Below are 24,144 nucleotides of genomic sequence, written 5' to 3'. Positions count from 1 at the left end.
TTCCTCTAACGTGTAGTAGGCCCCTGCGCAGTACCAACGACAACAACATCGGCACCACGATGGGCAAATAGGCCGTTGGTTACAACACCGACGACTTGATTTAATGTCTGCTCAAGCGACTTGGCATCAACAATATGTAAATTATGCACGTCCAAAATGACATTGCCGTTATCGGTGGTGACACCTTGGCGATAAACTGGGTCGCCCCCGAGTTTAACAATTTCACGGGCGACATAGCTGCGCGCCATCGGGATCACTTCCACTGGCAGTGGAAACTCACCTAAGGTATCGACGATTTTGCTCTCATCAACGATACACACAAAGCGCTTGGCCACAGCCGCGACAATCTTCTCACGAGTCAATGCCGCACCGCCGCCTTTGATCATTTCATTGTTGGCGTTGATCTCATCGGCGCCATCAACATAAATATCGAGGCTACTGACATCATTGAGCTCAAATACCTCTATTCCCAACGCTTTTAACCGTTGTGTTGAGGCTTCAGAGCTGGAAACGGCGCCACGAATCGTGTCTTTTATCGACGCCAGTGCATCAATAAAGTGATTCACAGTAGAACCGGTGCCAACACCAACAATCGTGTCGCTTTTTACATAGTCTAGCGCTGCCCAAGCAGCCGCTTTTTTCATTTCATCTTGAGTCATGGTGTGCTCATTAAAGAGTTAATAGCAAAGGGTTTCGGTTAGTGTATCACTGTGCACCGGGGCGATAAATTGTCTTCGGTGTCACAATATAATCAAGTGGCACATCCCAACTCGCGATCGGTAGTTGCGCCACTTCTTGGCATTGATGGGCAATGCCTATGAGCAGAGGGCGCTGACTTCGATCGGCGGGGATTTGTGCTAATGTGCGGTCATAATATCCGCCACCCATACCCAACCGATTGCCTTGACTATCAAATGCAACCAGTGGCGTGAGAATATAATCTAACTGCGCAACCGGACACACATGACTGCAATTCAACTTGGGCTCCAAGATACCATAGCGGTTTGTGCTCATGGGTGAATTTTCTTCATACCTCTGAAAGAGCAAATGAGTCTTTGAAAAGGGGTGAATAATGGGCAGGTTTGGCACTGCTTGTTTAGCCCACAAGTCTTCAAATATGGGAGATAGGCTGGGTTCTCCATCGTTCGCCAAGTACCCGCCTACTTGGGTCCCTTCAGTAACTTTTGCTACTTGAAGAAAATTAATAATGAGGTCATCGGCGGCACGTTTTTGTTCAGAAGTGGATAAGCTTTTTCTCATTTCCCGCATCTTCTTGCGGATGTCAATACGTTGCTGATTAAACTGATTCGCACTCATAGCTTAAAAAGTCAGTAATTCGGGGTAGATGAAAGCCAGCGCGAGCACACCAAGCAGAAGCACAATCAGCGCGATTAAGGTAAATAAAGGCCAACGTTTGCGACTTGGCTGAGGCGCCAGCTCGAGCTCCTCGTCGAGGCTGAGATCAACGGCAAAATCATCATTCACTTCATTGCTAGAATTTTGCTGCAGCTGATCATTGAGGCGGTTATCCATATCATCAAGACGTTCCTCAAGGCGAATAAGGCTACTGGTAATATAATCAAGCGCCGCCAAAATTTGCTCGTCTCTAGCCGCGGCCGATGCCGTATTCGCGGTCCCATTGGCCGTACTTTGCATGCTTTGCAATCGTGTACGAATGCCCAGCGAAGCCAACACCTTAGCCTGTTTTAATGCTTTGGCTTTATCACTGGGAGCAAAGATACTACGCCCAGTAAAAAACGCTTGCGCCTGCTTGGGTGACAGTTTGAGTTTCTGCTGCAACGCATGTGCGACTTCGGTTTGCTCAAGACCCTCATCGAGGCTGGCGAATACTAACCTATATTGTTCACTCATAGATATCCTGCTGTGCTGATACAGCTACAACGATTGTGTAGTTGTGAGTATAAATCCTTTTTTTTAAAAAGAAAAAGCCCACCATTGGGTGGGCTTTAATCGATACAGTGAGTACCCGGCTTAGTATTTAGCCGCTGCTCCTTGTTCTGGCAGAGCGTTCAAAATAAACTCGCGCAAATCGTTGTTTGAGCTTTCTAAATCAGCTCGGCGTAAATACATCATATGGCCACTGCGGTAACCTTTAAAGCTCAAGCGCTCTTTCATTTTACCGCTTGGGTCTAGCTGCCACATCGTGTACTTGGCATCAAAATAGTTGGTCGCACCATCGTAGTAGCCTGATTGGATTAGCACATTGAGGTAGGGGTTTTGTGCCATCGCCAAGCGTAGGTTTTCACCAGTGTTGTTATTGCTACGATCCCAAGGGTGCACCGAGCCAAACATGTTGTATTTCACATCGGTTTTGTAATTTAGCTCTTCACTAAGGTAGTAGTTGATAGCGGGTGTGAACGAGTGCAACCAAGAAGTCAGTTCCGCCCAGTAATCTGGACGCTCGCCAGTATCACGCTTATCAATACCTAAATAACGCGAGTCCAAACGTCCTACTGTTTGCCCGCGCTCACGCAATAGCTCTTTCCAAAAAGACATGGTGGGCACATCGAGGTTGTTGCGCTCAATATAAGTTTCAGAGACGCCTGCATAGCGGGCCATTTGTGCAACAATGCGACGTTTTTCATCGTCAGAGATAAAGCCCCCTTTGGCCAATGCTGGGATCAGCTCATTGACAGTGAAAGTTTCTACTTCGCTTAAAAACGGCTCGAGGTCCATGTTTTGGTACTGCTCATCTAGCGCCTTATGATACCACGCTGTGGCAGCGAAGTAGGGCAGGCGATTAGCGGCTTCCACCGGGCCTTCGCGTTTGATACCGATCTCAGTGGGCGATACCAGCACCACACCGTTGAGGTACATCCATTGGCTGTTTTGTAATTCTAACGCCAAACCGGACACCCGGGTGGTGCCATAGCTTTCACCAATTAGGAATTTGGGCGAGCGCCAGCGATTGTGACGGTGTACAAAGGTATTGAGCCACTCAGCTAAATATTGAATATCGGCGTTAACGCCAAAGAACATGTCCTTTTGCTTGTCGCGGCTAGGCATTTTGCCATCAGCGTCCGGCAGTACGCGAGAGTACCCGGTATTGACTGGGTTCACATAGACAATATCCGCTACATCTAGCACCGAGTAGGGGTTTTCTTTAACACCGTAGGGTTGGACTGGGTAACCCTCGTCATCAATTTTTAATACCTTGGGACCGGTATAAGCTAGGTGCATCCAAACCGATGCCGAGCCAGGCCCACCATTGAATGAAATAAGCAGCGGACGCTGGGTGTCATCATCAACACCATCACGCTTATAGTATGTGTAGTGCAGTGTGGCCACAGCATGGCCTTGGTCGTCCCACACCGGCTGTGTGCCCGTCTCGGCGGTGTACGATAAGCGATCGCCATTGATGCGCGCTTTGTGCTCGGTAATAACTTTACTATCGATATCAATTTGGCGGCTGTGCTGCGAGGCGTCGTGCTGATCGACCTCGGCTACAGCCAGTGGCGAAAGTGCCACTGCAAGAGTTAGGCTCAATGCCTTTAATTGTGTTGCGAACATGATTCACCCTTAGTTCCTGTAGTTTTCTCCATTAAAGGAGTTCAAAGTGACAAGTACAAGTTAATGCGACAAGTGGGGAGCAATCACTGTGGCGATACGAGCACGAAAATCACTATCAATGGCCAGCCCCATCGGCGCCAGTCGAGTATCACGCAATTGACAATCCTTGGGCCGTGGTGCAGCGCTGCTATCCACACTGGCAGCACTGAGACTGTTGGGGTCTATATGTAATAGCGGTGCCATGGCTCGGGCCATTGTCAGCTTAGTGAGCTTTTCGCTGGCGCTGATATGGAATATACCGCTTAGGTCGTTGTTCATCATATGCAGCGCATTACTGAGCACATCAGCAATATCGTTAACATCCGTTGGCAAGCGCTGCGCCTCATCATCAAACTGCCGTTGTCCGGCTTTTAGTTGTGCCGCAATGGTGGTCACAGCCGATTCTTTTAAGTGAGAAACTTCACCGTAAAGTACCGGGATACGAACGATGGCTGCGTCGGGGTAGTTTGCTTGTAATAGTGTTTCACTGCGCGCTTTGGATTCACCATAGAGGTTCAGTGGGTTGACGGCAGCGCCTTCTTCATAGGGCGGGTGCTGGCCATCAAATACGTAATCAGTACTAATAAAGATGAGTCGGCATTGGTACTCGGTGCATAACTGGGCGATATGTTCGGTAACCTCGCAGTTCAGTTGTATGCTGCGTTGCGGGTCGGTATCAAATTGGTCTGGGTTGCGCTCAGCGGCTGCATGAATAAACACCTCGGGGCGATGCTTTGAAAAAAGCGCGGACAATGCCTCGGCATCGGTCAGGTCGACTTTAACAAGTGGTGGCTGAGCACGGGAAAAACCTAACCCAATCACTTGGTGATGCGGCGCAAGACGCTGATAAAGCGCACGGCCGAGTAACCCGGTTGCGCCGGATAGCATGATAGTAGACATAATAAAAACGAAGGTCATCTATTGGTGGAACTCACCCTAGCGACACAAGTTTATAAAGTCAAAGATGTCCTTTAATGCCAAAGTGTGGTTAAATTTGGTCCGCTTAATGAAAGATATTCACCTTGGAGTTGGCGATGGCCCGAGTATTGATTGTTGAAGATAGTAAAGTTGTGCAGCAAGTATTGCGCCATTTGCTAACGCAAAAATTTGCCCGTGAATTTATTAAGCACGTTGATTTTGCTTGGAATTATGAGCAAGCCCAAGAGCTACTTGAGCAGCACACATATGATTTGGCGTTGGTTGACATGACCTTGCCAGACTGTGCCAGTGGCGATGCTGCACGCCTTACGATTGAACATAATGTCGCTTCAGTCATTTTAACCTCGAGTATGGACGAGTCTCAGCGCCAACAGATGCTGGAACTCGGCGTGGTTGATTATGTTATTAAAGATAACCGTGACTCCTACCTTTATGCCGTGCGTCTATTAACGCAGCTACTGCGTAATAAAGGTCTACCAGTGCTGGTGGCTGATGATTCGCAATTAAGCCGACAAGTACTTAAGCAGTTACTACAACGCCAGCTTTATCATGTTATTGAGGCTGAAGACGGTGAACAAGCGCTGGCGATATTGCGTGAAGACACCAGTATCAAGCTGCTGCTATGTGATTATGCTATGCCGAAAATGGACGGCTTCGAATTAGTACGAGCGGTGCGTAACCACCGAGGCCGTGATGATTTGGCCATTATTGGTATTTCCGGGGCGGGCAACAATGGTTTATCGGCTAAGTTTATCAAATACGGCGCCAATGACTTTTTGACCAAGCCGTTCATGAATGAAGAATTTCATTGTCGCGTGCTGCAAACGGTAGAGCAGCTGCATTTAATCGAACAAATTAAAGCCACGGCAGAGCGTGATTACCTCACCGGCATGTTTAATCGTCGCTATTTACAAGAGCATGGTCGGCGCTTATTTGCAAAAGATAAACACGCTGTCACGGTGGCGCTTATCGACGCCGATAACTTCAAACAGATCAACGATCAGTATGGTCACCAAGCCGGAGACAGCGCGCTTCGACAGCTTGCCCAGCGACTACAGCAGCACCTTGATGAGCACATTGTTGCGCGTTTTGGTGGCGAAGAGTTCGCCGTGTTGGCACATTGCCACGACAGTGCGCAATTGCAGCAGCAGCTGGAAAATGTAAACGACTCGCTGCGCGATGAGCCAATTGAATTAGCCGATAGCACGCATACACTGAGTGTTAGCATTGGCTTAGCAGCGATGAATCATCATGACTTTGATGCCTGCTTAAGTGCTGCTGATAAAGCCCTTTATCGCGCCAAGGCGCAAGGTAAATGTCAGCTGGTGTGTGAATAACATCATCGCTGTGATGAGTTAACGCACAACTTTGGCCAGAGCGACTGATAAACGCACCACAATGGTGCGTTTTTTTATGCTTAGATAAGTTAATACGCTGTTAAATAAAGGGAATTTAAACTGGCATAAAGGTTGGATTGGTCCTTAGACAATAATAATGAATATTGCCTAAGGGGGCCGTATGAAAATGATCAGCGCCATCATCAAGCCATTCAAACTTGATGAAGTACGCGAAGCCTTGGCGGAGCTGGGTATAGAGGGGATGACTGTGGTTGATGTTAAAGGCTTTGGCCGGCAACGCGGACACACCGAACTCTATCGCGGCGCCGAATACCAGGTGGACTTTATTCCCAAAATTAAAATCGAAATCGCAACCTTAAGCGACAACGTCGACAGAGTGGTTGAACTCATTACCCAGGTGGCCTCCACTGGCAAAATTGGCGACGGTAAGATTTTCGTTTATGACCTTGACCAAATTGTGCGCATCCGTACGGGTGAGCTCGACGAAGAAGCGATTTAAGGGGAGCCATCATGGAAAATACGGTTGTAGAATTACAGTTTTCACTCAATACCTTTTACTTTTTAATCTCCGGGGTGCTGGTGATGTGGATGGCAGCAGGCTTTGCTATGCTCGAAGCAGGGCTCGTGCGCTCTAAAAACACCACCGAGATCCTAACGAAAAACATCGCTTTGTATGCTATCGCTTGCACCATGTACTTGCTGATTGGGTATAACATCATGTACGTGGATAACGCTGAGGGCGGCTTTATACCTAGCTTTGGAGCCTTGATAGGCACCCAAGCCAGTGATGCCGATCATGCGCTAGAGTCTGACTTTTTCTTCCAAGTTGTCTTTGTTGCCACCGCCATGTCAATTGTCTCTGGCGCTGTTGCAGAGCGTATGAAGCTGTGGGCGTTCTTAATCTTCTGTGTTGCTCTCACTGGCGTGCTATACCCACTTGAAGGCTACTGGACATGGGGTGGAGGCTTTTTATCGGAAATGGGCTTTATTGATTTTGCCGGCTCAGGCATTGTGCACGGCGCGGGTGCATCAGCAGCGTTGGCCGGTGTGTTACTGCTCGGTGCGCGCCGAGGTAAATACGGTAAAAATGGTGAAATTTACCCCATTCCTGGTTCTAACTTGCCACTGGCAACACTGGGCACCTTTATTTTGTGGATGGGCTGGTTTGGTTTCAATGGCGGTTCCCAGTTATTTATTAGCGATGCTGAGAATGCCACCGCAGTGGGTAAAATCATGCTCAACACCAACGCAGCCGCAGCAGCCGGTGCCGTGGCTTCCTTACTTGTGTGCAAAACTTATTGGGGTAAAGCCGATTTAACGATGGTGTTAAATGGTGCTCTTGCTGGGCTAGTGGTGATCACCGCCGAGCCGGCGTCACCTTCACCCTTGTTGGCTATTTTGCTTGGCGCGATAGGGGGCATTGCCGTTGTCTTTAGCATTGTCGCTTTGGATAAGGCGCGTATTGATGACCCGGTGGGTGCTATCTCGGTGCATGGGGTGTGCGGTGCTATTGGCTTAATGTTAGTGCCCTTGTCTAATGCTGACGCCAGCTATGCTACACAGTTAATTGGTTTATTGTGTATCTTTGGCTTCATGTTCGTAGCGTCATTTATTGTTTGGGCGATTTTGAAGAGAACCATCGGCATCCGTGTCGGCGAGGAAGAAGAGCTCAACGGTATGGATCAGCACGATTGCGGTATTGATGCTTATCCGGAGTTCGTGTCTGTACGTTCTAGTTAAGCTCACCCATTCCCATAGAACGCCAGCCCCTGTGCTGGCGTTTTTTATGCTTATTTGCTGCTGTATAAGTCAGTCACAGTTAAGTTTTACCACGCTAGAGTTCACTCGCACCCTGCTTGGCATGCTCGTGGGCGGTTAATTTCAATCACGAGTATGCTAAGCTTCTCAACAATTTCACCCTAGCTAGCATTTGCACATACATGGCGTCGAAAAAATCTCCCAGCAAAAAGAAGTCCAATTCCAAAAAAGCAGCCTCTAAGCAGCCATCATCAACCTTTAAGCGGGTTATGAAGCGGTTATTTTCCATTGCCTGGAAGCTGGCTTTAGTCACATTCATTAGTGTGGCTTTGTACATGATTTATCTCGATGCCAAGGTAACCAGGCAGTTTGAGGGCAATAAGTGGCAGTTACCTGCGCAGGTGTACGCGCGGGCAATGAACTTTTATCCTGGGCAATACCTATCTCTTGAGGAAGTAGAGTGGGAGCTGCAACGCCTAAACTACACGCAAGTGACTAAGCTTGCTCATACTGGGCAATACGAACAAAGTCGAACTCGATTACGCATTTATCGCCGTGCTTTTGAGTTTGCCGATGGCGCAGAGCAAGCTCATATTATTGAGCTGCGTTTTAAAGGTGACCGCTTAGCCAGCGTACAAAACAATATAGGCCAGCGCTTAGAGCGTGCGCGACTGGAGCCGGTGCAAATTGCCCGTATCGGCAATGACAAAACCCAAGACCGAGAATTTTTGCCCCTAGATAAGTTCCCATCATTATTAAAAGAGACCTTGCTGGTGGTGGAGGATCAAGACTTTTATCAGCATCACGGCGTCTCGCTTTGGTCAATTATGCGCGCTTTGTATGCCAATATTCGAGCTGGGCGCACGGTACAAGGCGGCAGTACGTTAACACAGCAGCTTGCGAAGAACTTTTACTTATCGCGAGAGCGCACTTTAGTGCGCAAGATCAACGAGGCGTTAATCGCGCTGATCTTGGATTACCGCTATTCCAAAGATGCCATACTCGAGGCCTACCTTAATGAGGTTTACCTAGGTCAGTCATATACTAAAGGCGTGCATGGTATGGGGTTGGCATCGGAGTTTTACTTTTCCAAGCCCGTTGATGAGCTGGAGTTTGACCAAATTGCGCTACTGGTCGCCTTGGTGAAGGGGCCGTCGTACTATAATCCGCGACGCTATGAAGAGCGCGCCATGGAGCGACGCGACTTAGTGCTGCGGTTAATGGCCGAAAATGGTTTGCTAACAACCAACGAATATCGTCGGGCCCTAAAACGGCCTCTGGATATCGTCGCGATGCGTCGTGATATCAATAAAACCTACCCAGGCTATTTAGAGCTGGTTAATCGTGAGCTCAAAGAGTTACTTCCCAATAAAGCCACATTGGATGCTGGAGTGCGGGTATTTACGTACCTTGATTTACAAAAGCAAGAAGCGATGGAAGCGTCAATTGAAAAGTCGCTCCCCTATTTAGAGCGACGTCCGAAAACACAGCAGCTGGAAGCGGCGATGCTGTCAGTCAATCGTGAAGTAGGGGGCGTATCTGCCTTGGTTGCTGGACGCGATGTCCGTTATTCCGGTTTTAACCGGGTACTGGATACTAAGCGCAATATCGGCTCTTTGGTGAAACCTGCGGTGTATTTAACAGCCTTGCAGTTACCACAATATAACTTAGGGACTTTGTTGGATGACAGACCACTGGAGGTGACTGACGAGCAGGGTGAGGTTTGGCAACCTGACAACTTCGATCATCAACACCGAGGGATGTTGCCTTTATACCGTGCCTTTAGCCAAAGTATTAATATTCCAGCGGTCAATTTGGGGCTAGACGTGGGTGTGGACAAGGTTGCCAATACTTTACAGGGGTTGGGTGTGCAGTCGCGTATCAATCAATATCCATCGCTGCTGTTGGGTGCATTGGAGCTATCGAGCTTTGAAGTGGCGCAAATGTACACCACATTGGCGAATGATGGCGCTTATGGCCAGCTAAGCAGTATTTCGGCATTGACTGATAACAGTGGCCGGGTGCTGTATCGCCATCAGTTTTCCCCGCAGCAACGTTTTGCTAAAGATGCGATGTACATGACCAAATATGGTATGAAACGGGTGACTAAAGATGGCACGGGTAAGCGTTTAAATAAACACTTCCCAACGATTCAATTGGCTGGCAAAACAGGCACCAGTAACAACTTACGTGATAGCTGGTACGCTGGGTTTGACCAAAGTACCGTCACTGTGGCTTGGGTGGGCCGAGATGACAACCAAAGTACCGGATTAACCGGTTCGGTGGGAGCATTGGAACTCTATATTCGTTATCTGCGTCAGCTCAACCCTCAATCTATCGCCGATACTCGCCCCAAAGGTATTCGTTGGGCTTTCGTTAACGAGGCCACCGGTGAGCAAGCGCCTCCTGGTTGTGGCAAGGTTATCCAGCTACCAGTGCGCGAGCGCGAGTTTAATCCACGCCCTCCGTGTCGGCAGTAACAGCCGTTAATCGATATGCATTAAAAAGCCGCCTCAAGGGCGGCTTTTTGTCAGCTAATGAACCATGGGTTTATGGCTTTACCGCCTTATAGCTTTGCAAATGCACGCTCAGCGGCGGCAATCGTTGCTGCTATTTGCTCATCGCCATGAGCGGCGCATACAAACCCAGCCTCAAACGCTGATGGAGCGAGGTACACCCCCTCTTCTAGCATTAGGTGGAAAAAGCGCTTAAAACGCTCAAGGTCACATTCGGTAGCTTGCTGGTAGCTGCTTACCTGCTCGGCGTCGGTAAAGAAAAAGCCAAACATACCGCCTGCATAGTTAGTTGTTAGGGCGATCCCTGCTTTGTCAGCGGCCGCTTGGAAACCGCTACACAGCGCCTTACTCTTCGCTTCCAGCTGCTCATGTAAACCTGGCTCGCTGAGCAGCTGCAAGGCTTTTAAGCCAGCAGCCATGGCGATGGGGTTCCCAGAGAGAGTACCGGCTTGATAAACAGGCCCAACTGGCGCGATATAGTCCATAATTGCTTGTTTACCGCCAAAAGCGCCCACCGGCATGCCGCCGCCGATCACTTTACCTAAACAGGTCAGGTCAGGGGTAATATTGTAATAAGCTTGAGCACCGCCTAGTGCAACGCGAAAGCCGGTCATTACTTCATCGAAGATCAGCACACTGCCGTGTTCATCGCAAATTTCACGCAGGCCCTCTAGAAAGCCAGGTTGTGGTGGAATGCAATTCATATTGCCAGCCACCGGCTCGATAATAATACAGGCGATGTCTTGTGGATACTCGGCAAAAATAGCCTTCACTTCGTCAAGGTTATTGAACGACACAGTGAGGGTGTGTTTGGCAAAATCTTCTGGGATCCCTGGTGAGTTTGGCACTCCCATGGTTAATGCCCCAGAGCCTGCTTTAACCAGCAAAGAGTCAGCGTGGCCGTGATAGCAGCCTTCAAACTTTAGAATCTTATCGCGACCGGTGTAACCACGCGCCAAACGAATCGCGCTCATGGTGGCTTCTGTACCAGAGTTAACCATGCGCACCGAATCAATGGAAGGTACTAATTCTTTTACCTTCTCAGCCATATCAATTTCGGCTTCGGTAGGTGCGCCATAGCTCAAGCCGCGCTCTACCGCTTGATGTACTGCTTGCTTAATTTCAGGGTGGTTGTGGCCTAAAATCATCGGTCCCCAAGAGCCCACGTAGTCGATGTATTTTTTGCCATCGGCATCATAGGTGTATGCACCTTCGGCATGAGTGATAAACAATGGCGTACCACCTACACCATTGAAAGCACGTACGGGAGAGTTAACGCCACCGGGAATAGAGGCTTGGGCGCGGGAATATAAGTCTTGGCTTTTGCTCATAATGCTTCCTATAAATTCGGGTCAGTTGACCTTTTAAGTGTGTAGCAGCTCACTTGGCATGTGTACGAATCTGAGCCTGTGTAAGTTTAACTGCGTATCCAGACGGGGCAGGACCCCTCAGCGATATGCATACACGTCGGTTTTAGTCTTCACGTTTACGGCTGAACCACGGTACTGTGGTTTCATACTTTTCTACTTGGTTCTCGACCCCAAGGGTTAATGCAAATAACGCCATACGAATTAACACACCATTTTGAACTTGGCGGAAAATCGCTAAATTATCATTGGCATTTAAATCATTATCTAATTCATTGGCATCGCTGCGACTATCACGTGGCAACGGGTGCATCAGCACTGAACTGGGCTTGCAATGGGCGTTGTAGATGGACTGGGAAATACGAAAACCACCACGGTATTTATTGGCTTCTTCTTGGCTTGGAAAGCGCTCTTCTTGAATGCGAGTTTGGTAGACGATATCAGCGGCCAGATTACCTTCCATTTTATCGGCGAGGACAATGTGGTGGCCGGCATCGCTGACGCTGTCTAGAATGGTTTGTGGCATTTGCAAGCCATCCGGGGCAACCATGGTAAAGCGCACGTCTTTATAATGACATAGCAACTTGGATAACGAATGCACGGTACGACCATATTTTAGGTCGCCGACTAGAGCGATATGCATGCCATCAATTTTTTGGCCAAAACGGTTTAACTCGCGGTCGATGGTTAACAAGTCGAGTAGTGCTTGAGTGGGATGCTCGTTGGGGCCATCACCGCCATTAAGTACAGGGACGCTACAGCCGGTGGCAAACTCGGCCACGGAGCCGGCATCGGGGTGGCGCATGGCGACAGCATCGGCATAAGCAGAAATGACGCGTGCGGTATCGTAGAGGGATTCCCCTTTGGCCAAAGCGGAGCTTTGCATGCCTGTTGTCTCGCGCACTAATCCGCCTAGCAAGTTAAAGGCGGTGCCAAAGCTGACCCGTGTACGGGTGCTAGGCTCAAAAAATAGATTCGCAAGAATCGCCCCTTCGAGCACTTTTGTGCGTTTTTGTTTTTTGGCATAAGGTTCCATCCGTTTAGCCACTGCAAATATATGCTCGATACTTTCTCTATCAAGTTGATTTACAGACAGAATGTTTTCACCTAAGAAGCGTAGCATGGAGGTCTTCCCAAACAATAAAGTGAGACAGTATGAGGGTACGTTGGGGCTAACACCGCCATCGAGTGTAAGCCGCAAGTACGCCACCGCGTTTGGAGGCGCACTATAGCAGATTTTTTCTAATTTTTAGAGTGCCGGCTTTAATACTGCCAAAAAGATGATTGCCAGCAGTACTAACACGGGAAGTTCATTGAAAATACGATAAAACCGATCACTACGGGTGTTTTTGTCGTGTTTAAAATCACTTAATAGTTTAAAACAGTAGCCATGATAGGCGTACAAAATAAGCACTAAAGTGAGTTTGTAGTGCAGCCACATGCTAGCGCGAAACCACTCGCGGCCATACTCGACGATCATCAGTACCCCAAACACCGCAGTTAAAATCGCAAACGGGGTAACGAACAGGAGTAACCGGCGCTCCATAACTTTTAGCATAGAGCTGCATGATTTCTCTTCGTTGAGCGCGTGATAAACAAACAAGCGTGGTAAATAAAAAATACCAGCGAACCAGGCAACCATGAAAAATAGGTGTAGAGCTTTATATACCAAAATCAGTGACATTGTACTTCCCAGTTAGAGTAAGGCATTACGAATAGTGAGAATGTGGCGGATTTGATCCCAGCGCATAATTCCCAGAATTTCTTTGTGATCGTGCATATCATACACATACACGGCGCCGCTGCGCTTGTCTTTGAGCACATCGAAGGCATCCGATAGGGTGGCCTGTGAGCTCACCCCTTCGAGCGTAACGTAGCGGATATTGATATTTTCCTCAGACATTAAATTAAGATCATATTCCGCGAGTCGGTAACCATTTTCTTCATCATAAACAATCAGCGGCGTTTGTCCGTCGAGATTATCCAAAGACTCTTTGATTTGCTCTTTGTCCTCGGCGTATAGCAGCTTAAAGTCCTCATTCATCTCTGCCATGATACCGACTTTTTGCAGTGCCTCCGTGGCTGGAGATACTTGGTAGGTCAGCCCCTGAAAGTCGAGTTGCTGTAGGAAAATAGAGCGGTTGCCAAACACTTGTAAGGCGGTGACGTAAGCGGTCACAATTACTAACATTGCTGGAACAATAATTTGCGGACTGGAAGTGAGCTCCATCACCGCTGTCAGCGATGCCAGTGGCGCATGCAGAGTTGCGGCAAGTAATCCGGCCATGCCTAATACGCCATAAGTGCCAGCAACGTCGGTGCCCGGGGCAACAAGGTGGGCGAAAAATGACATTAAGGTGCCCATAATAACTCCCAAACCAATAACCGGGCCAATCAGGCCGCCAGGTATACCTAAGCCGATGGCAAACAATGTCGCCAGTAGTTTAGCGATTAATATGGTCAGCAGCAGTTGTACATTATCCGGTGAATGAGTAGCGATAGTAATGGCGCTCATTCCCGAGCCCATTGCTTGCGGCACCAGGTAACCGATGCCCCCGGCAATAATGCCAGCAATAATCAATCGTGGCAGCATTGATAAGGGTTTAAAGGTGCGAATAATGAGCATCAGGTTTTTGTTAAAGGCATAGGCGATGGCGCCTAAGGTCATGCCGCAGATGACTAAGTAGGGATAATGCCAAAAGCTCAGTGGAGTAACGCTGATCAGCGCTAACTCTATGTCATCACCAAAAACGAACTGAGTGGCTAAAGCCCCGGTAACGGCGGCGAGCATAATAGGAACAAAGATATGCACTTTGTATTCACGTAGCACCACTTCCATAACGAAAATTACCGCTGCCAAAGGGGTGTTAAAGGAGGCTGCAATCCCTGCGGCTACGCCACAACCGCTGAGTGTCCGCATGGCGTTATAGGGCAGGTGGAGCTGGTTAGCAAGCATGCTTGCGCCTGTTGCGCCCATATGAACGGAGGGGCCTTCACGACCTACCGAAAAACCACTAATCAATGCTAGAGCACCGCCAAAGAACTGGTTTACTGTGTTATAAAAAGGCATTTGTCCGTAGTGTATTTTCATACGGTGAATAACAAAGGGAATACCAAGGCGGTAGTGCTTAAAGCCAGTAAGGTAGGCAAACAGTGCGATAATACAGGCTGTGCCAACAGGCAGTAAAAACCGTTCTAATGCCGATAAGGTGGTAAAGTCATCAAAATTATCTAGAAAGATGTTTTGTACTAACACAATAGTCAAACGAAATAGAATAATTAATCCCGCTGCAATCAAACCTGCGGCAATACCGAGAAGGCAAAGCTGGATTGAGGTTTTAGGGCGAGCAAGGCGTCGTCTTAGCGCCTCTAGTTGCATACCTATTCCTTTGTTCTTAATGACTATGGAGTGCGCTTAAGTCTACCAAAGGTTTATATATAAATCCTTGTTTAACGTCACACTTTGTCAGAGCAATGGTTGCAGGCTGCACTGGTGTCGCACTTAAGTCATGTTATGATGCTTTCGCGCGGCAATACTTGATTAACTTAGTCGGGTATTAGATAATTCGCAGTAAATGAGCAGTGAGAGAAATAGTATGTCCGAGCAATTACCAATTAAATTCAGTGATGCCGCTGCTGCGCGTGTAAAGCAGCTTATTGAAGAGGAAGAGAATCCTTCCTTGATGCTGCGCGTTTATGTCACTGGTGGCGGCTGTTCAGGCTTTCAGTATGGCTTCACGTTTGCGGAGCAGGCCAATCCAGGCGACATGCAGATAGAAAAAAATGGTGTCACCTTAGTGGTCGACCCAATGAGTATTCAATACCTAGTTGACGGTGAAGTCGATTATACCGAAGGGCTTGAGGGGTCACGCTTTTTTGTGAATAACCCGAATGCCACTACAACCTGTGGCTGTGGTGCTAGCTTTAGCGTGTAAGCATTAGGTTGAATCAGAAATCGAAAAAAATGCCGCATTCGCGGCATTTTTTGTGGTTGAACGTTATTCTAGTGGAGTATTGGTGACAAATAGCATCAAGGTGAAGAAACCTAAAACTAAGGTGGAGAAAGCAACAATATACACAAACCCTTTACGACCTTGTTTTAGCGGTATTCCGTTGTAATGGAGAAAAAGCCACCACAATAAACACAAAAGAATTGGCAAGATAAAGAGCAATCTGAGCATTTTTTCCCCTAAATTCCCTATTTTCCTTCATATTAGCTTATAAGTACCTAACGCTAAAGGTAAAAATAAACTATCGATTTTATGAGTGAAATTAATTAATATCTTGTTAAACTCTAGTGCGTGATTCATTGCGAAAATTGCAGTGAAAATTCTCGCGCCGGAATTAGGTAAATTTTTGTATATAAACTATACCTAAAATAGGACATGTGGTTTAATACCGCGTGAATGAGACGGGCAAATTTCATTCAATCCTATTTATCAACCGTGATATGTATAGCAATTCATCTAGTAGGAGATGTAATTATGATGGGTAAAACCGTTTCTTCCGAAGAAAACGGAAGACTAACAAAGTGGCTAAAAGACAAACGCCATGAAAAAGGCCACACTATGCGCAGCTTGGCTCAAGTTTTGGGCACGCCGCACTCTTTTATCGGTAAAATAGAAAACCAAGAACGTCGTTTAGATGTTATTGAGTTCATGCGTTATTGCGACGCCCTTGAAGTTGACCCTTATGAAGGTCTATCACTACTTCAAGAACAAGCGTAATACCGATAAACCAGAGCCCAGGAAGGGCTCTAGGTTCTTCTTCCTATACCCTACCAATTATTCTTTAACCTTCGCTGAACGTGCATGATACTGTTGTTCAAGCTGGTATAACCGTTTTCTAATTAGATATAAAAATAGTAGTGATGGCAGCACCATAAGTGCAGTCAGTATAAAGAGCGTGGACCAGTCGCCGTGAAGCCAATCATCAACCACCACACCACTGTATCCAGAGAGCAAAGTGCGCCCCAGGTTGCCCAATGAAGCCAGCAGCGCGTAGTGCGTAGCGCTGAAAGCGCGATCGCACAGCATGGAAATAAACGCAACCATAGCAACCAGTGACCAAGCTTGAGTAAAACCGTCTAAAATGATGGCCAACGCATATAAATGCAGCTTAGGGCCAGCAACGGCTATCCAAGAAAACATTAAATTCGACGCAGCCATTGCCACGCCACTGATAAATAGCCCTTTTACAATACCAAAGCGGGCATTGAATAAACTCCCTAGGAACGCGAAAATAATCGTTAGTACCGCCGTACCGAGTTTCGAAAAGGTGGCTATATCGGAATTGCTAAAGCCCACTTCTTTGTAGAAAACGATGGACATTCGCGCTAAAAATGCCTCACCAATTTTGAATAAGAAAATAAACGCTAGCAGAGCAATAGCGGTTTTCACGCCATTTTTAGCAAAAAAGCTGCGTAGCGGCTCGATGATGGTGACTCCTAACCAAGCCAAGGTTTTTTTCAATACTAACGGAAGAGCGTTAGAATGTTGTTGTAACTTTTGCTGATACTGATGTTCCAACTGTTCATGAATATGCTCACGGTTTGACAGTGGTTCGTTAGCAACAAACACATAGGCAATGAGAGCGGCAACTATCAGCGCCAATGCGAGGTAGACATCTGGCCAATCAATGCCGGGGATATCAGCGGCGAAAAAAGGCATGGCACCGAGTAGAGCATAACCTGTCCACCAACCACAGGTTGCCATTGCCGCCGCTGCCGACATCTTTTCACTTTCATTTTCATCCAAAATATCAATACGATAAGCATCAATTGCAATATCTTGAGTGGCAGAAGCAGTGGCAATTACCAGGGCAAGCAGCGCCACTAGATACAGCTGTGCGCCTATATCAACAAAAGCCATAGCCAGCGTGCCCAGTAATATCACGCACTGACAGCAAAGCAACCAACTTCGGCGTTGCCCAAGCCAGGCAGTCACATAAGGAATTTTGACCCGATCAACCAAAGGTGACCACAGGAAGTTAATAGAGTAGGCACCAAACACCATGCCAAATAAGCCAATCATACTGCGGCTTAAGCCCTCATCTTTAAGCCACGCACTCATCACCGAGCCGATCAACACCCAAGGAAAGCCGCTGCTGATGCCAAAAATAAAAATAGTGAGTAAGCGGCGATCACGAAAGTAATTGAAAAAAGTCTGAAGTGATACGGGGTTATGGCTCATGATGACGGCTTACTTGAGATCTTGGGAGGATACGGGCGGTGACGACCGCCCACAGCTGAAAACTAATAAGGTTGCGCTTCGAGTACTTTAATATTGAAAATGATAACCGGTTGTTTAGGAACGTAGGAATAGCCTATTTTCTCTTGGTAGTCGGTCTCGACACGCATGATTTTATCTAAAGTTTCAAACCCCTCTACGACGGAGCCAAACACCGCAAAACCCCAATCACTGCCTGGATTTAGGTGGTCATTATTATCCATGTTGAAGAAAAACTGACGCGTTGCAGAATGCGGCTTGCGGTCTTGGTAAGCCATGGCAATGGTATACATATCGTTTTCCAGGCCGCTGCCGCTTTCATTAAAAATAGGGTCATTCTCATGCAGACCGTCATAATTCTTGTCGTAGCCACCCCCTTGGATGACAAAGTCGCGGTCGTTTTCTTCGTCGCGTTCAACCCGATGAAACACCGACCCTTTATAACTGCCGTCTTGCACGTATGTCAGGAAATTATTGACCGTAATTGGTGCTCGTGAGCGGTCCAGCTCAACAACAATCTTTCCTTCACTGGTGGCGAATTCTACTCGTGGGAAGAGGTTGTCCTTTTGCACAAATTGACCTTGTACAGCCGCGAGTGTGGGCAGGCTGATAAAAAAAGTAAGGAATACGGCGGTAAGTGTGCCAAGAAAACGAGTGTTCATGATGCTCCCTTTTGCATGTAATTATTCAGTTCAGGGTCGTTCATTATACGAATTACCAGTTGCTCAATCTGCTTATTAAGCTGCGCTTCTACTTTGGCTTGATCATAACCAAATGGACCGCTGAACTGGCTTTGGCCATTATACATTTTATTGAATTGACTACCATTACGCTGCACGAACACTTGTAGGGCAATCTTCGCAGTACTGTTATGATCGACGGTGTTTTGTTCAACATGAGCGTGTAAATCATGAATAGCAATACGGATATGGGTGGCTCCCATGGCGCTGACCTGAGCCCCATTGCGTTGTAAACCTTGCTCAAACACCCGCGTGAGTTTGCTATCAAGCCCTTGAGTGAGCTGCTGTTGTGAATGCTCGCCATCGCTCACTATCACAGTGGCTTTATTGGCACGCTGGTCATTCACTTGCAGTGATACTGTTTGATTAAATTGATGATATTGACCGCCTTGGTATTGTGGGTCAAGAATAGCCTCGGCTGCGCGGTTAGCGCACCCGCTCACAGTAACCAGTGCGGCGCTCAAGAGAAAAAGACGAATAACTGTGTTGCTCATGATCCTACCTATTTTTTTGCACTTAACACGACGAACTTTTTATTCGAACCCAGCAGCTTATGACCACCGAATAAACGGTTAAGTTTCTCATGGTATTGTAAATGTCGGTTGCCTACGATACGAAGCTCGCCGCCGGGGCGCAATACTTTTTTCGCGTCATTAAACATTTGCCAAGCAATATGGTCGGTAATCGCGTTTTGTTGATGAAACGGCGGGTTACATAAGATCAGGTCTTGGCTGGCAGCGGCAAACCCTGTTAAACAATCTGACTGCACAAATTGGCAACGGTGCAAATCATGTTCAAGGTTTTGTTCAACATTAAGTCGTGCCGAGGCCACTGCCATGCATGATTCATCAACGAAAGTAAGGTGTGCTTGTGGGCATTGAGCCAAAGTAAGTAGACCAATGACGCCATTGCCACAACCCAAATCTACAATGCGCAGCGCTTTTTTGGACTGCGGTAGGTAGTTGCTGAAAAAGCGAGCGCCAATATCCAATGAATCGCGGGAAAATACATTAGCGTGATTATGCAGGGTGTAAGGAGTGCCTTCGAGCGACCAACTCTTAGGAAAAGGGCTTTGTTGCGCTTTATTGTGCATAGAGGCGGTGATAAGTCGCGCTTTTTTCACCGCCAAGGTGGTGCTTGCTGGGCCTATGTAGCGCGATACGAGATTTATTGTTGAGGTATGAACAGCTTTAGTTTTGCCCCCCAAGATCACCGGCGTGTTTGGGCTTAATGTCTGTGATAACTGGGCCAGTTGATGTTGCAGGTAGCCACTGTTTTTAGGAATTCTGCCGATGACTAAATCATAGTCGCCCAGTTTATCCATGCTGCTAAGTGCAGTGAAATTACTTTCATCTAAGGCGTTTTGCGCCAGGTTATAATGCCAAGCTTGGTGGGCCACGTACGAGTCACTGAGCGCACTAATATCAAATTGATGCAAAGCGCAGGCGAGGGCACCAAAGTCGTCATTTAATATAAGCAGCTTTTTTTCACTGGGATGATGCTCTTTGACATAATCAATTAAGTACTCGTCGGCGGCATCCCACGCCTGTAGGCTACGGTTTTTTTGCTCCAGAGGAAAGCGGTGTAGAGTGTAGTGGGTGCCACCGAGTAGGGCGGATGTTATCATAACGGTCAATGTGTAACGGATAGTAGCGCTAGTTTACCACGATGGATGGGAATTCGAAGGTGTTTAACACTGATACCGGCAACCTGTTGCCCGATGAGCTACCAGCAGACATGTTTCACTATCAGCTGCAGGCGCTGAGTGCTGATAAGGCCACCCAGCTCTATCATTATTTGCGTGATAATTTGGCTTGGCAACAGCCAAGCATACACGTTTTCGGTAAATGGCATCCTATACCTCGTTTACAGGCCTATATCGGCGATCCCGACAGCGCGTATGAATACTCGAAGCAAGTGTTTTCGCCTATGCCCTGGCCTGAACCTTTGGCGCGCATGCGGGAGCGCCTTAATAATCAGCTAGGGTGCAAATTTAATGCGGTACTGGTTAATTATTATCGCAACGGTCTCGATAGTATGGGGTGGCATGCTGACGATGAACCTGAGCTTGGAGCGCAGCCGACCATTGCATCGTTATCCTTAGGAGCGCTGCGTAAGTTCAAATTACGCCATAAGCACTCGCGGGTGGTGACAGATGTGCCTTTGCGTCACGGTAGTTTGCTGATCATGAAAGGCCAAAGCCAGCAACACTTCGAGCACAGTCTACCGAAGCAGCGTAAAGTGACCCAAGGGCGCATTAACTTAACGTTTCGCCACATTGACGCTTCTTTGTTATAGTAATGCTCCAGTTTACGCTGACGAGTCAGTAATTTATGTCTATGCAAACTCAGATAGAGCAAAAACTCGCTGCTGCCATTGCGTGCAAGCATTTACATGTGGAAAACGAAAGCCATATGCACGCCCGAGGTGAAGATTCTCATTTCAAAGTCACTGTGGTCAGTGAGCAATTCAGCGGCCAACGCTTATTACAGCGCCACCGCGCGATTAATGAGGTGTTGGCCGATGAGTTGCGCGAACACATTCATGCCCTTGCGATTCATGCTTACACACCTGAAGAGTTCAGTGAGCGGCAGGGGCAAGCTCCGCAGTCTCCTAATTGTTTAGGTGGCTCCAAATTCGATTAAGTAAAGTCATCAGACCTGTGTAATGGGCTTTAGTCGTTACACTAGCGCTAAATTTTTCGGCAACGATATGGAATTTTATCATGGTCATTAAGCCTAAAATTCGTGGTTTTATCTGCACTAACGCTCATCCTGCGGGCTGTGCAGCGCACGTACAACAACAAATAGATTACGTAAAACGCCAAGGTGATTTAGGGCAGGGCCCTAAAAACGTCCTGGTCATTGGCTCGTCAACCGGCTATGGCTTGGCTTCACGTATTGTTTCAGCCTTTGGTCATGGCGCCAAAACATTGGGCGTGTTTTTCGAAAAGCCAGGTACAGAAAAGAAAACAGGTTCTGCGGGATGGTACAACACCGCTGCTTTTCAAAATGCAGCCGATGAAGCGGGCTTGTGGGCAAAAAATATCAATGGTGATGCCTTTTCTGATGAAATCAAAGAAAAGACGATTGATGTTATTAAAAATGAATTGGGCAAAATTGATTTAGTTATCTATTCCCTTGCTTCGCCGCGTCGTACCGATCCAAAAACCGGTGAAACCTTCTCTTCCACACTCAAGCCTATCGGTGAAGGCGTGACCACCAAGAACCTCAATACTTCAAAGCGTATTATTGATGAAGTAAGCGTTGAGGCTGCCAGTGATGAAGAAATTGCCAATACCGTGAAAGTCATGGGTGGTGAAGATTGGCAGCTGTGGATTGATGCTTTAAATGAAGCGGGCGTGCTTGCCGATAACTTTAAAACCACCGCTTACACCTACATTGGTAAAGAGCTGACCTGGCCGATTTACGGTCACGCCACAATAGGCAAAGCCAAAGAAGACTTGGACCGTGCCGTTCAGGAAATTAAAGCATCTACCGCTGATATCTCCGGTGAGGCTTATGTGAGCTCTCTTAATGCAGTGGTCACGCAAGCCAGCTCGGCAATACCGATTATGCCTTTGTATATCTCTGCGCTGTTCAAAGTGATGAAAGAAGATGGCACCTATGAGGGGACTATCGAGCAAATTACCGCGTTGTTTAAAGAGAACCTGTACGGCGAAACGCCGCGCTTTGACGAAGGCGGTCATTTATTCCAGAACTACAAAGAGCTTGAAGACGATGTGCAGCAACGAGTGCAGCATATTTGGGATCAGGTGGATACCGACAGTATTGACGAGCTAACCGATTATGTTGGTTATCATCGTGAGTTTTTACACCTGTTCGGTTTTGATTTAGACGGTGTTGACTACGAAAGTGATGTTAACCCTGAGGTTGAAATCAACAATCTCGTTTAAGTATCGCTGTTTTACATAGAAAGCCAGTCAATAGACTGGCTTTTTTGTGTTTTTACAATCTCAGGCTGTGAAATTAAGACTTTGGTCTATATTGAAGTTTATTCACTAATTTTAGCTCGGATTGCTTAGATAATTTTTACTTTTTAACTCGCATAGTCGCCGTGATTGATGTTAAAATTCGGCAGATATGTGACAAGTTCACTGCGTTGCTTTGCTCACTAACCGAAATGGGTGCTCTTTTATACCGTTTGTATTAATCGTGTGGACGACTTTTGCTTGCACAAGTGCGTAAGTGCGCACCGAGCAATAAGCGAACCGCCTTTTACGCGGCCATCACTCAACTCGGCCAACTTAGCAGCGTGGTTGGTAAGATTTTAAGTTTCTTTCCGTTAATGTAATGCAAGTGCGTATGATCAACATAAAAAAAGGTCTGGATCTACCGATAGAGGGCGCACCTCAGCAAGTTATTCACGACGGTCAACCCGTCAAACGAGTAGCCGTGCTAGGTGAAGAATATATCGGCATGCGTCCTACCATGCGAGTTCGTGTGGATGACCAAGTGAAAAAAGGCCAAGTTCTTTTTGAAGACAAAAAGAATCCTGGCGTTATCTACACTGCACCGGCCGCCGGGGTAGTTAAAGAAATCAATCGTGGTGCAAAACGTGTGCTGCAATCTGTTGTGATCGAAATCGATGGCAACGAGCAGGAAACCTTTGCAAAGTTCGACCAGGGTGAGCTCGCTAACCTTGACCGCCAAAAGGTGGTTGACCAGTTAGTTAACTCAGGTCAATGGACTGCGCTTCGCACCCGCCCATTCAGCAAAGTACCCGCTGTTGATGCCAAACCTAGCTCTATCTTTGTAACAGCGATGGACACTAATCCGCTTGCAGCTGATCCAGCTGTAATTATTGCTGAGAATGCGGAAGCATTTGAAGCTGGTTTAGCGGTTGTCTCTCGTCTTACAGAAGGCAAAGTGTTTGTGTGTAAACAAGCCGGTGCTCAAGTGCCTAGCTCTTCTGTGGCTTCTGTAGAAGTTCATGAGTTTGGCGGTAAGCACCCTGCAGGTCTTGTTGGTACTCACATTCATCACCTAGATGCAGTGTCTGCATCGAAGCAGGTATGGCACTTGGGCTACCAAGATGTGATCGCTTACGGTCACCTTTTCCTAAGTGGTGAAATTTACACTCCGCGTGTGATTTCTTTAGCCGGCCCACGTGTTAAGAACCCACGTTTGGTGAAAACACAGATCGGTGCTGCTTTGGATGAGTTAGTGTCTGGTGAACTGGAAGACGGTGACAACCGTATCATTTCAGGCTCAGTACTTTCTGGTACCAATGCAACGGGTCCACATGCGTTCCTTGGCCGTTATCACACGCAAGTGTCGGTGCTGCTAGAGGGTCGTGAGAAAGAGTTGTTCGGCTGGATTGCTCCAGGCAGCAACAAGTTCTCTGTAACGCGTACCTTCTTAGGCCACTTAGCGCCAAGCCGTTTGTTCAACATGACCACATCAACCGGTGGTTCAAAACGTGCGATGGTACCAATCGGTAACTATGAGCGCGTGATGCCGCTTGATATTTTGCCTACCTTATTACTGCGCGATTTAATCTCGCGTGACCTAGATGGGGCAATTTCACTCGGCGCGTTGGAGCTAGACGAAGAAGATTTAGCGTTGTGTACCTTCGTTTGTCCAGGTAAATACGAATACGGTTCTATCCTTCGTGACTGCCTGACAACAATCGAGAAGGAAGGCTAA

24 protein-coding genes are annotated in these 24,144 nt (G+C 47.4%); 10 read left to right on the top strand and 14 right to left on the bottom strand.

From position 1 onward, the window contains the following. Positions 1-5: 5 nt before the first annotated feature. From rpiA to PRUTH_RS09135, 5 genes are all read right to left on the bottom strand, one after another. Entirely contained in the window at positions 6-659 is a 654-nt protein-coding gene (gene rpiA / locus PRUTH_RS09155; RefSeq protein WP_138588443.1) for a ribose-5-phosphate isomerase RpiA, read from the bottom strand. A gap of 46 nt (positions 660-705) precedes the next feature. Continuing rightward, positions 706-1,317 (bottom strand): 5-formyltetrahydrofolate cyclo-ligase, encoded by a 612-nt coding sequence (locus tag PRUTH_RS09150; RefSeq protein ID WP_130148457.1) that lies wholly within the window; start codon positions 1,315-1,317, stop codon positions 706-708. A 3-nt stretch (positions 1,318-1,320) separates the two neighbouring features. Then, entirely contained in the window at positions 1,321-1,872 is a 552-nt protein-coding gene (locus PRUTH_RS09145) for a hypothetical protein (protein WP_138509906.1), read from the bottom strand. Positions 1,873-1,992: 120 nt separating this feature from the next. Next, positions 1,993-3,531 (bottom strand): S10 family peptidase, encoded by a 1,539-nt coding sequence (locus PRUTH_RS09140; protein ID WP_138588445.1) that lies wholly within the window; start codon positions 3,529-3,531, stop codon positions 1,993-1,995. Between the two features lie 60 nt (positions 3,532-3,591). Continuing rightward, positions 3,592-4,470, bottom strand: coding sequence for a dTDP-4-dehydrorhamnose reductase family protein (locus PRUTH_RS09135; RefSeq protein WP_170268924.1), 879 nt, complete (start codon positions 4,468-4,470; stop codon positions 3,592-3,594). A gap of 134 nt (positions 4,471-4,604) precedes the next feature. On the opposite strand from PRUTH_RS09135, the gene PRUTH_RS09130 reads away from it, so the two are divergent. From PRUTH_RS09130 to mrcB, 4 genes are all read left to right on the top strand, one after another. Continuing rightward, the gene (locus PRUTH_RS09130; RefSeq protein WP_045980492.1) at positions 4,605-5,846 is read left to right on the top strand and encodes a GGDEF domain-containing response regulator; all 1,242 of its coding nucleotides are present in this window, start codon (positions 4,605-4,607) and stop codon (positions 5,844-5,846) included. Between the two features lie 181 nt (positions 5,847-6,027). Further along, positions 6,028-6,366, top strand: coding sequence for a P-II family nitrogen regulator (locus PRUTH_RS09125; RefSeq protein WP_022944590.1), 339 nt, complete (start codon positions 6,028-6,030; stop codon positions 6,364-6,366). An 11-nt stretch (positions 6,367-6,377) separates the two neighbouring features. Then, on the top strand, positions 6,378-7,607 hold the full coding sequence (locus PRUTH_RS09120) for an ammonium transporter AmtB (protein WP_151173118.1): 1,230 nt from the start codon (positions 6,378-6,380) through the stop codon (positions 7,605-7,607). Positions 7,608-7,894: 287 nt separating this feature from the next. After that, positions 7,895-10,105, top strand: a complete 2,211-nt coding sequence (gene mrcB, locus PRUTH_RS09115; RefSeq protein ID WP_257220916.1) for a penicillin-binding protein 1B — start codon at positions 7,895-7,897, stop codon at positions 10,103-10,105. An 86-nt stretch (positions 10,106-10,191) separates the two neighbouring features. On the opposite strand, the gene hemL is transcribed toward mrcB, so the two are convergent. From hemL to PRUTH_RS09095, 4 genes are all read right to left on the bottom strand, one after another. Continuing rightward, on the bottom strand, positions 10,192-11,472 hold the full coding sequence (hemL, locus tag PRUTH_RS09110) for a glutamate-1-semialdehyde 2,1-aminomutase (RefSeq protein WP_151173116.1): 1,281 nt from the start codon (positions 11,470-11,472) through the stop codon (positions 10,192-10,194). Between the two features lie 142 nt (positions 11,473-11,614). After that, entirely contained in the window at positions 11,615-12,631 is a 1,017-nt protein-coding gene (locus PRUTH_RS09105) for an aspartate carbamoyltransferase (protein WP_053910567.1), read from the bottom strand. Between the two features lie 126 nt (positions 12,632-12,757). Then, on the bottom strand, positions 12,758-13,192 hold the full coding sequence (locus tag PRUTH_RS09100; protein WP_022944584.1) for a CopD family protein: 435 nt from the start codon (positions 13,190-13,192) through the stop codon (positions 12,758-12,760). Positions 13,193-13,204: 12 nt separating this feature from the next. Further along, complete coding sequence (locus PRUTH_RS09095) at positions 13,205-14,887, bottom strand: chloride channel protein (protein ID WP_151173115.1); 1,683 nt, start codon at positions 14,885-14,887, stop codon at positions 13,205-13,207. Positions 14,888-15,104: 217 nt separating this feature from the next. On the opposite strand from PRUTH_RS09095, the gene erpA reads away from it, so the two are divergent. After that, on the top strand, positions 15,105-15,443 hold the full coding sequence (gene erpA / locus PRUTH_RS09090) for an iron-sulfur cluster insertion protein ErpA (protein ID WP_022944582.1): 339 nt from the start codon (positions 15,105-15,107) through the stop codon (positions 15,441-15,443). Between the two features lie 63 nt (positions 15,444-15,506). On the opposite strand, the gene PRUTH_RS19305 is transcribed toward erpA, so the two are convergent. After that, entirely contained in the window at positions 15,507-15,689 is a 183-nt protein-coding gene (locus tag PRUTH_RS19305; protein WP_151173114.1) for a hypothetical protein, read from the bottom strand. Positions 15,690-15,992: 303 nt separating this feature from the next. Here PRUTH_RS19305 and PRUTH_RS09080 point away from each other — a divergent pair, with 303 nt between their 5' ends. Beyond that, complete coding sequence (locus tag PRUTH_RS09080) at positions 15,993-16,235, top strand: helix-turn-helix domain-containing protein (RefSeq protein ID WP_022944581.1); 243 nt, start codon at positions 15,993-15,995, stop codon at positions 16,233-16,235. A gap of 57 nt (positions 16,236-16,292) precedes the next feature. On the opposite strand, the gene PRUTH_RS09075 is transcribed toward PRUTH_RS09080, so the two are convergent. From PRUTH_RS09075 to PRUTH_RS09060, 4 genes are all read right to left on the bottom strand, one after another. Further along, positions 16,293-17,699, bottom strand: coding sequence for an AmpG family muropeptide MFS transporter (locus tag PRUTH_RS09075; protein ID WP_151173113.1), 1,407 nt, complete (start codon positions 17,697-17,699; stop codon positions 16,293-16,295). A gap of 62 nt (positions 17,700-17,761) precedes the next feature. Further along, a complete protein-coding gene (locus PRUTH_RS09070; protein WP_022944579.1) occupies positions 17,762-18,397 on the bottom strand; it encodes a peptidylprolyl isomerase in 636 nt (211 codons plus the stop codon). Then, positions 18,394-18,969: a YajG family lipoprotein gene (locus tag PRUTH_RS09065; protein WP_045980498.1), complete on the bottom strand. Its 576-nt coding sequence runs from the start codon at positions 18,967-18,969 to the stop codon at positions 18,394-18,396. The genes PRUTH_RS09070 and PRUTH_RS09065 overlap by 4 nt, the downstream gene beginning before the upstream one ends. Before the next feature lie 8 nt (positions 18,970-18,977). Beyond that, positions 18,978-20,102: a methyltransferase gene (locus PRUTH_RS09060; protein ID WP_151173112.1), complete on the bottom strand. Its 1,125-nt coding sequence runs from the start codon at positions 20,100-20,102 to the stop codon at positions 18,978-18,980. A 59-nt stretch (positions 20,103-20,161) separates the two neighbouring features. On the opposite strand from PRUTH_RS09060, the gene PRUTH_RS09055 reads away from it, so the two are divergent. The 4 genes from PRUTH_RS09055 to PRUTH_RS09040 all read left to right on the top strand — a co-directional run bounded on the left by PRUTH_RS09055 (position 20,162) and on the right by PRUTH_RS09040 (position 24,144). Beyond that, on the top strand, positions 20,162-20,773 hold the full coding sequence (locus PRUTH_RS09055) for an alpha-ketoglutarate-dependent dioxygenase AlkB family protein (RefSeq protein WP_235419385.1): 612 nt from the start codon (positions 20,162-20,164) through the stop codon (positions 20,771-20,773). Between the two features lie 35 nt (positions 20,774-20,808). Then, on the top strand, positions 20,809-21,120 hold the full coding sequence (locus PRUTH_RS09050) for a BolA family protein (RefSeq protein ID WP_130148443.1): 312 nt from the start codon (positions 20,809-20,811) through the stop codon (positions 21,118-21,120). Positions 21,121-21,200: 80 nt separating this feature from the next. Next, the gene (gene fabV, locus PRUTH_RS09045; protein WP_045980501.1) at positions 21,201-22,391 is read left to right on the top strand and encodes an enoyl-ACP reductase FabV; all 1,191 of its coding nucleotides are present in this window, start codon (positions 21,201-21,203) and stop codon (positions 22,389-22,391) included. Between the two features lie 409 nt (positions 22,392-22,800). Continuing rightward, entirely contained in the window at positions 22,801-24,144 is a 1,344-nt protein-coding gene (locus tag PRUTH_RS09040) for a Na(+)-translocating NADH-quinone reductase subunit A (protein ID WP_045980538.1), read from the top strand.

This window comes from Pseudoalteromonas ruthenica (genome assembly GCF_008808095.1).
Taxonomy (GTDB): domain Bacteria; phylum Pseudomonadota; class Gammaproteobacteria; order Enterobacterales; family Alteromonadaceae; genus Pseudoalteromonas; species Pseudoalteromonas ruthenica.
This window is presented reverse-complemented; position numbering and strand designations above follow the sequence as displayed.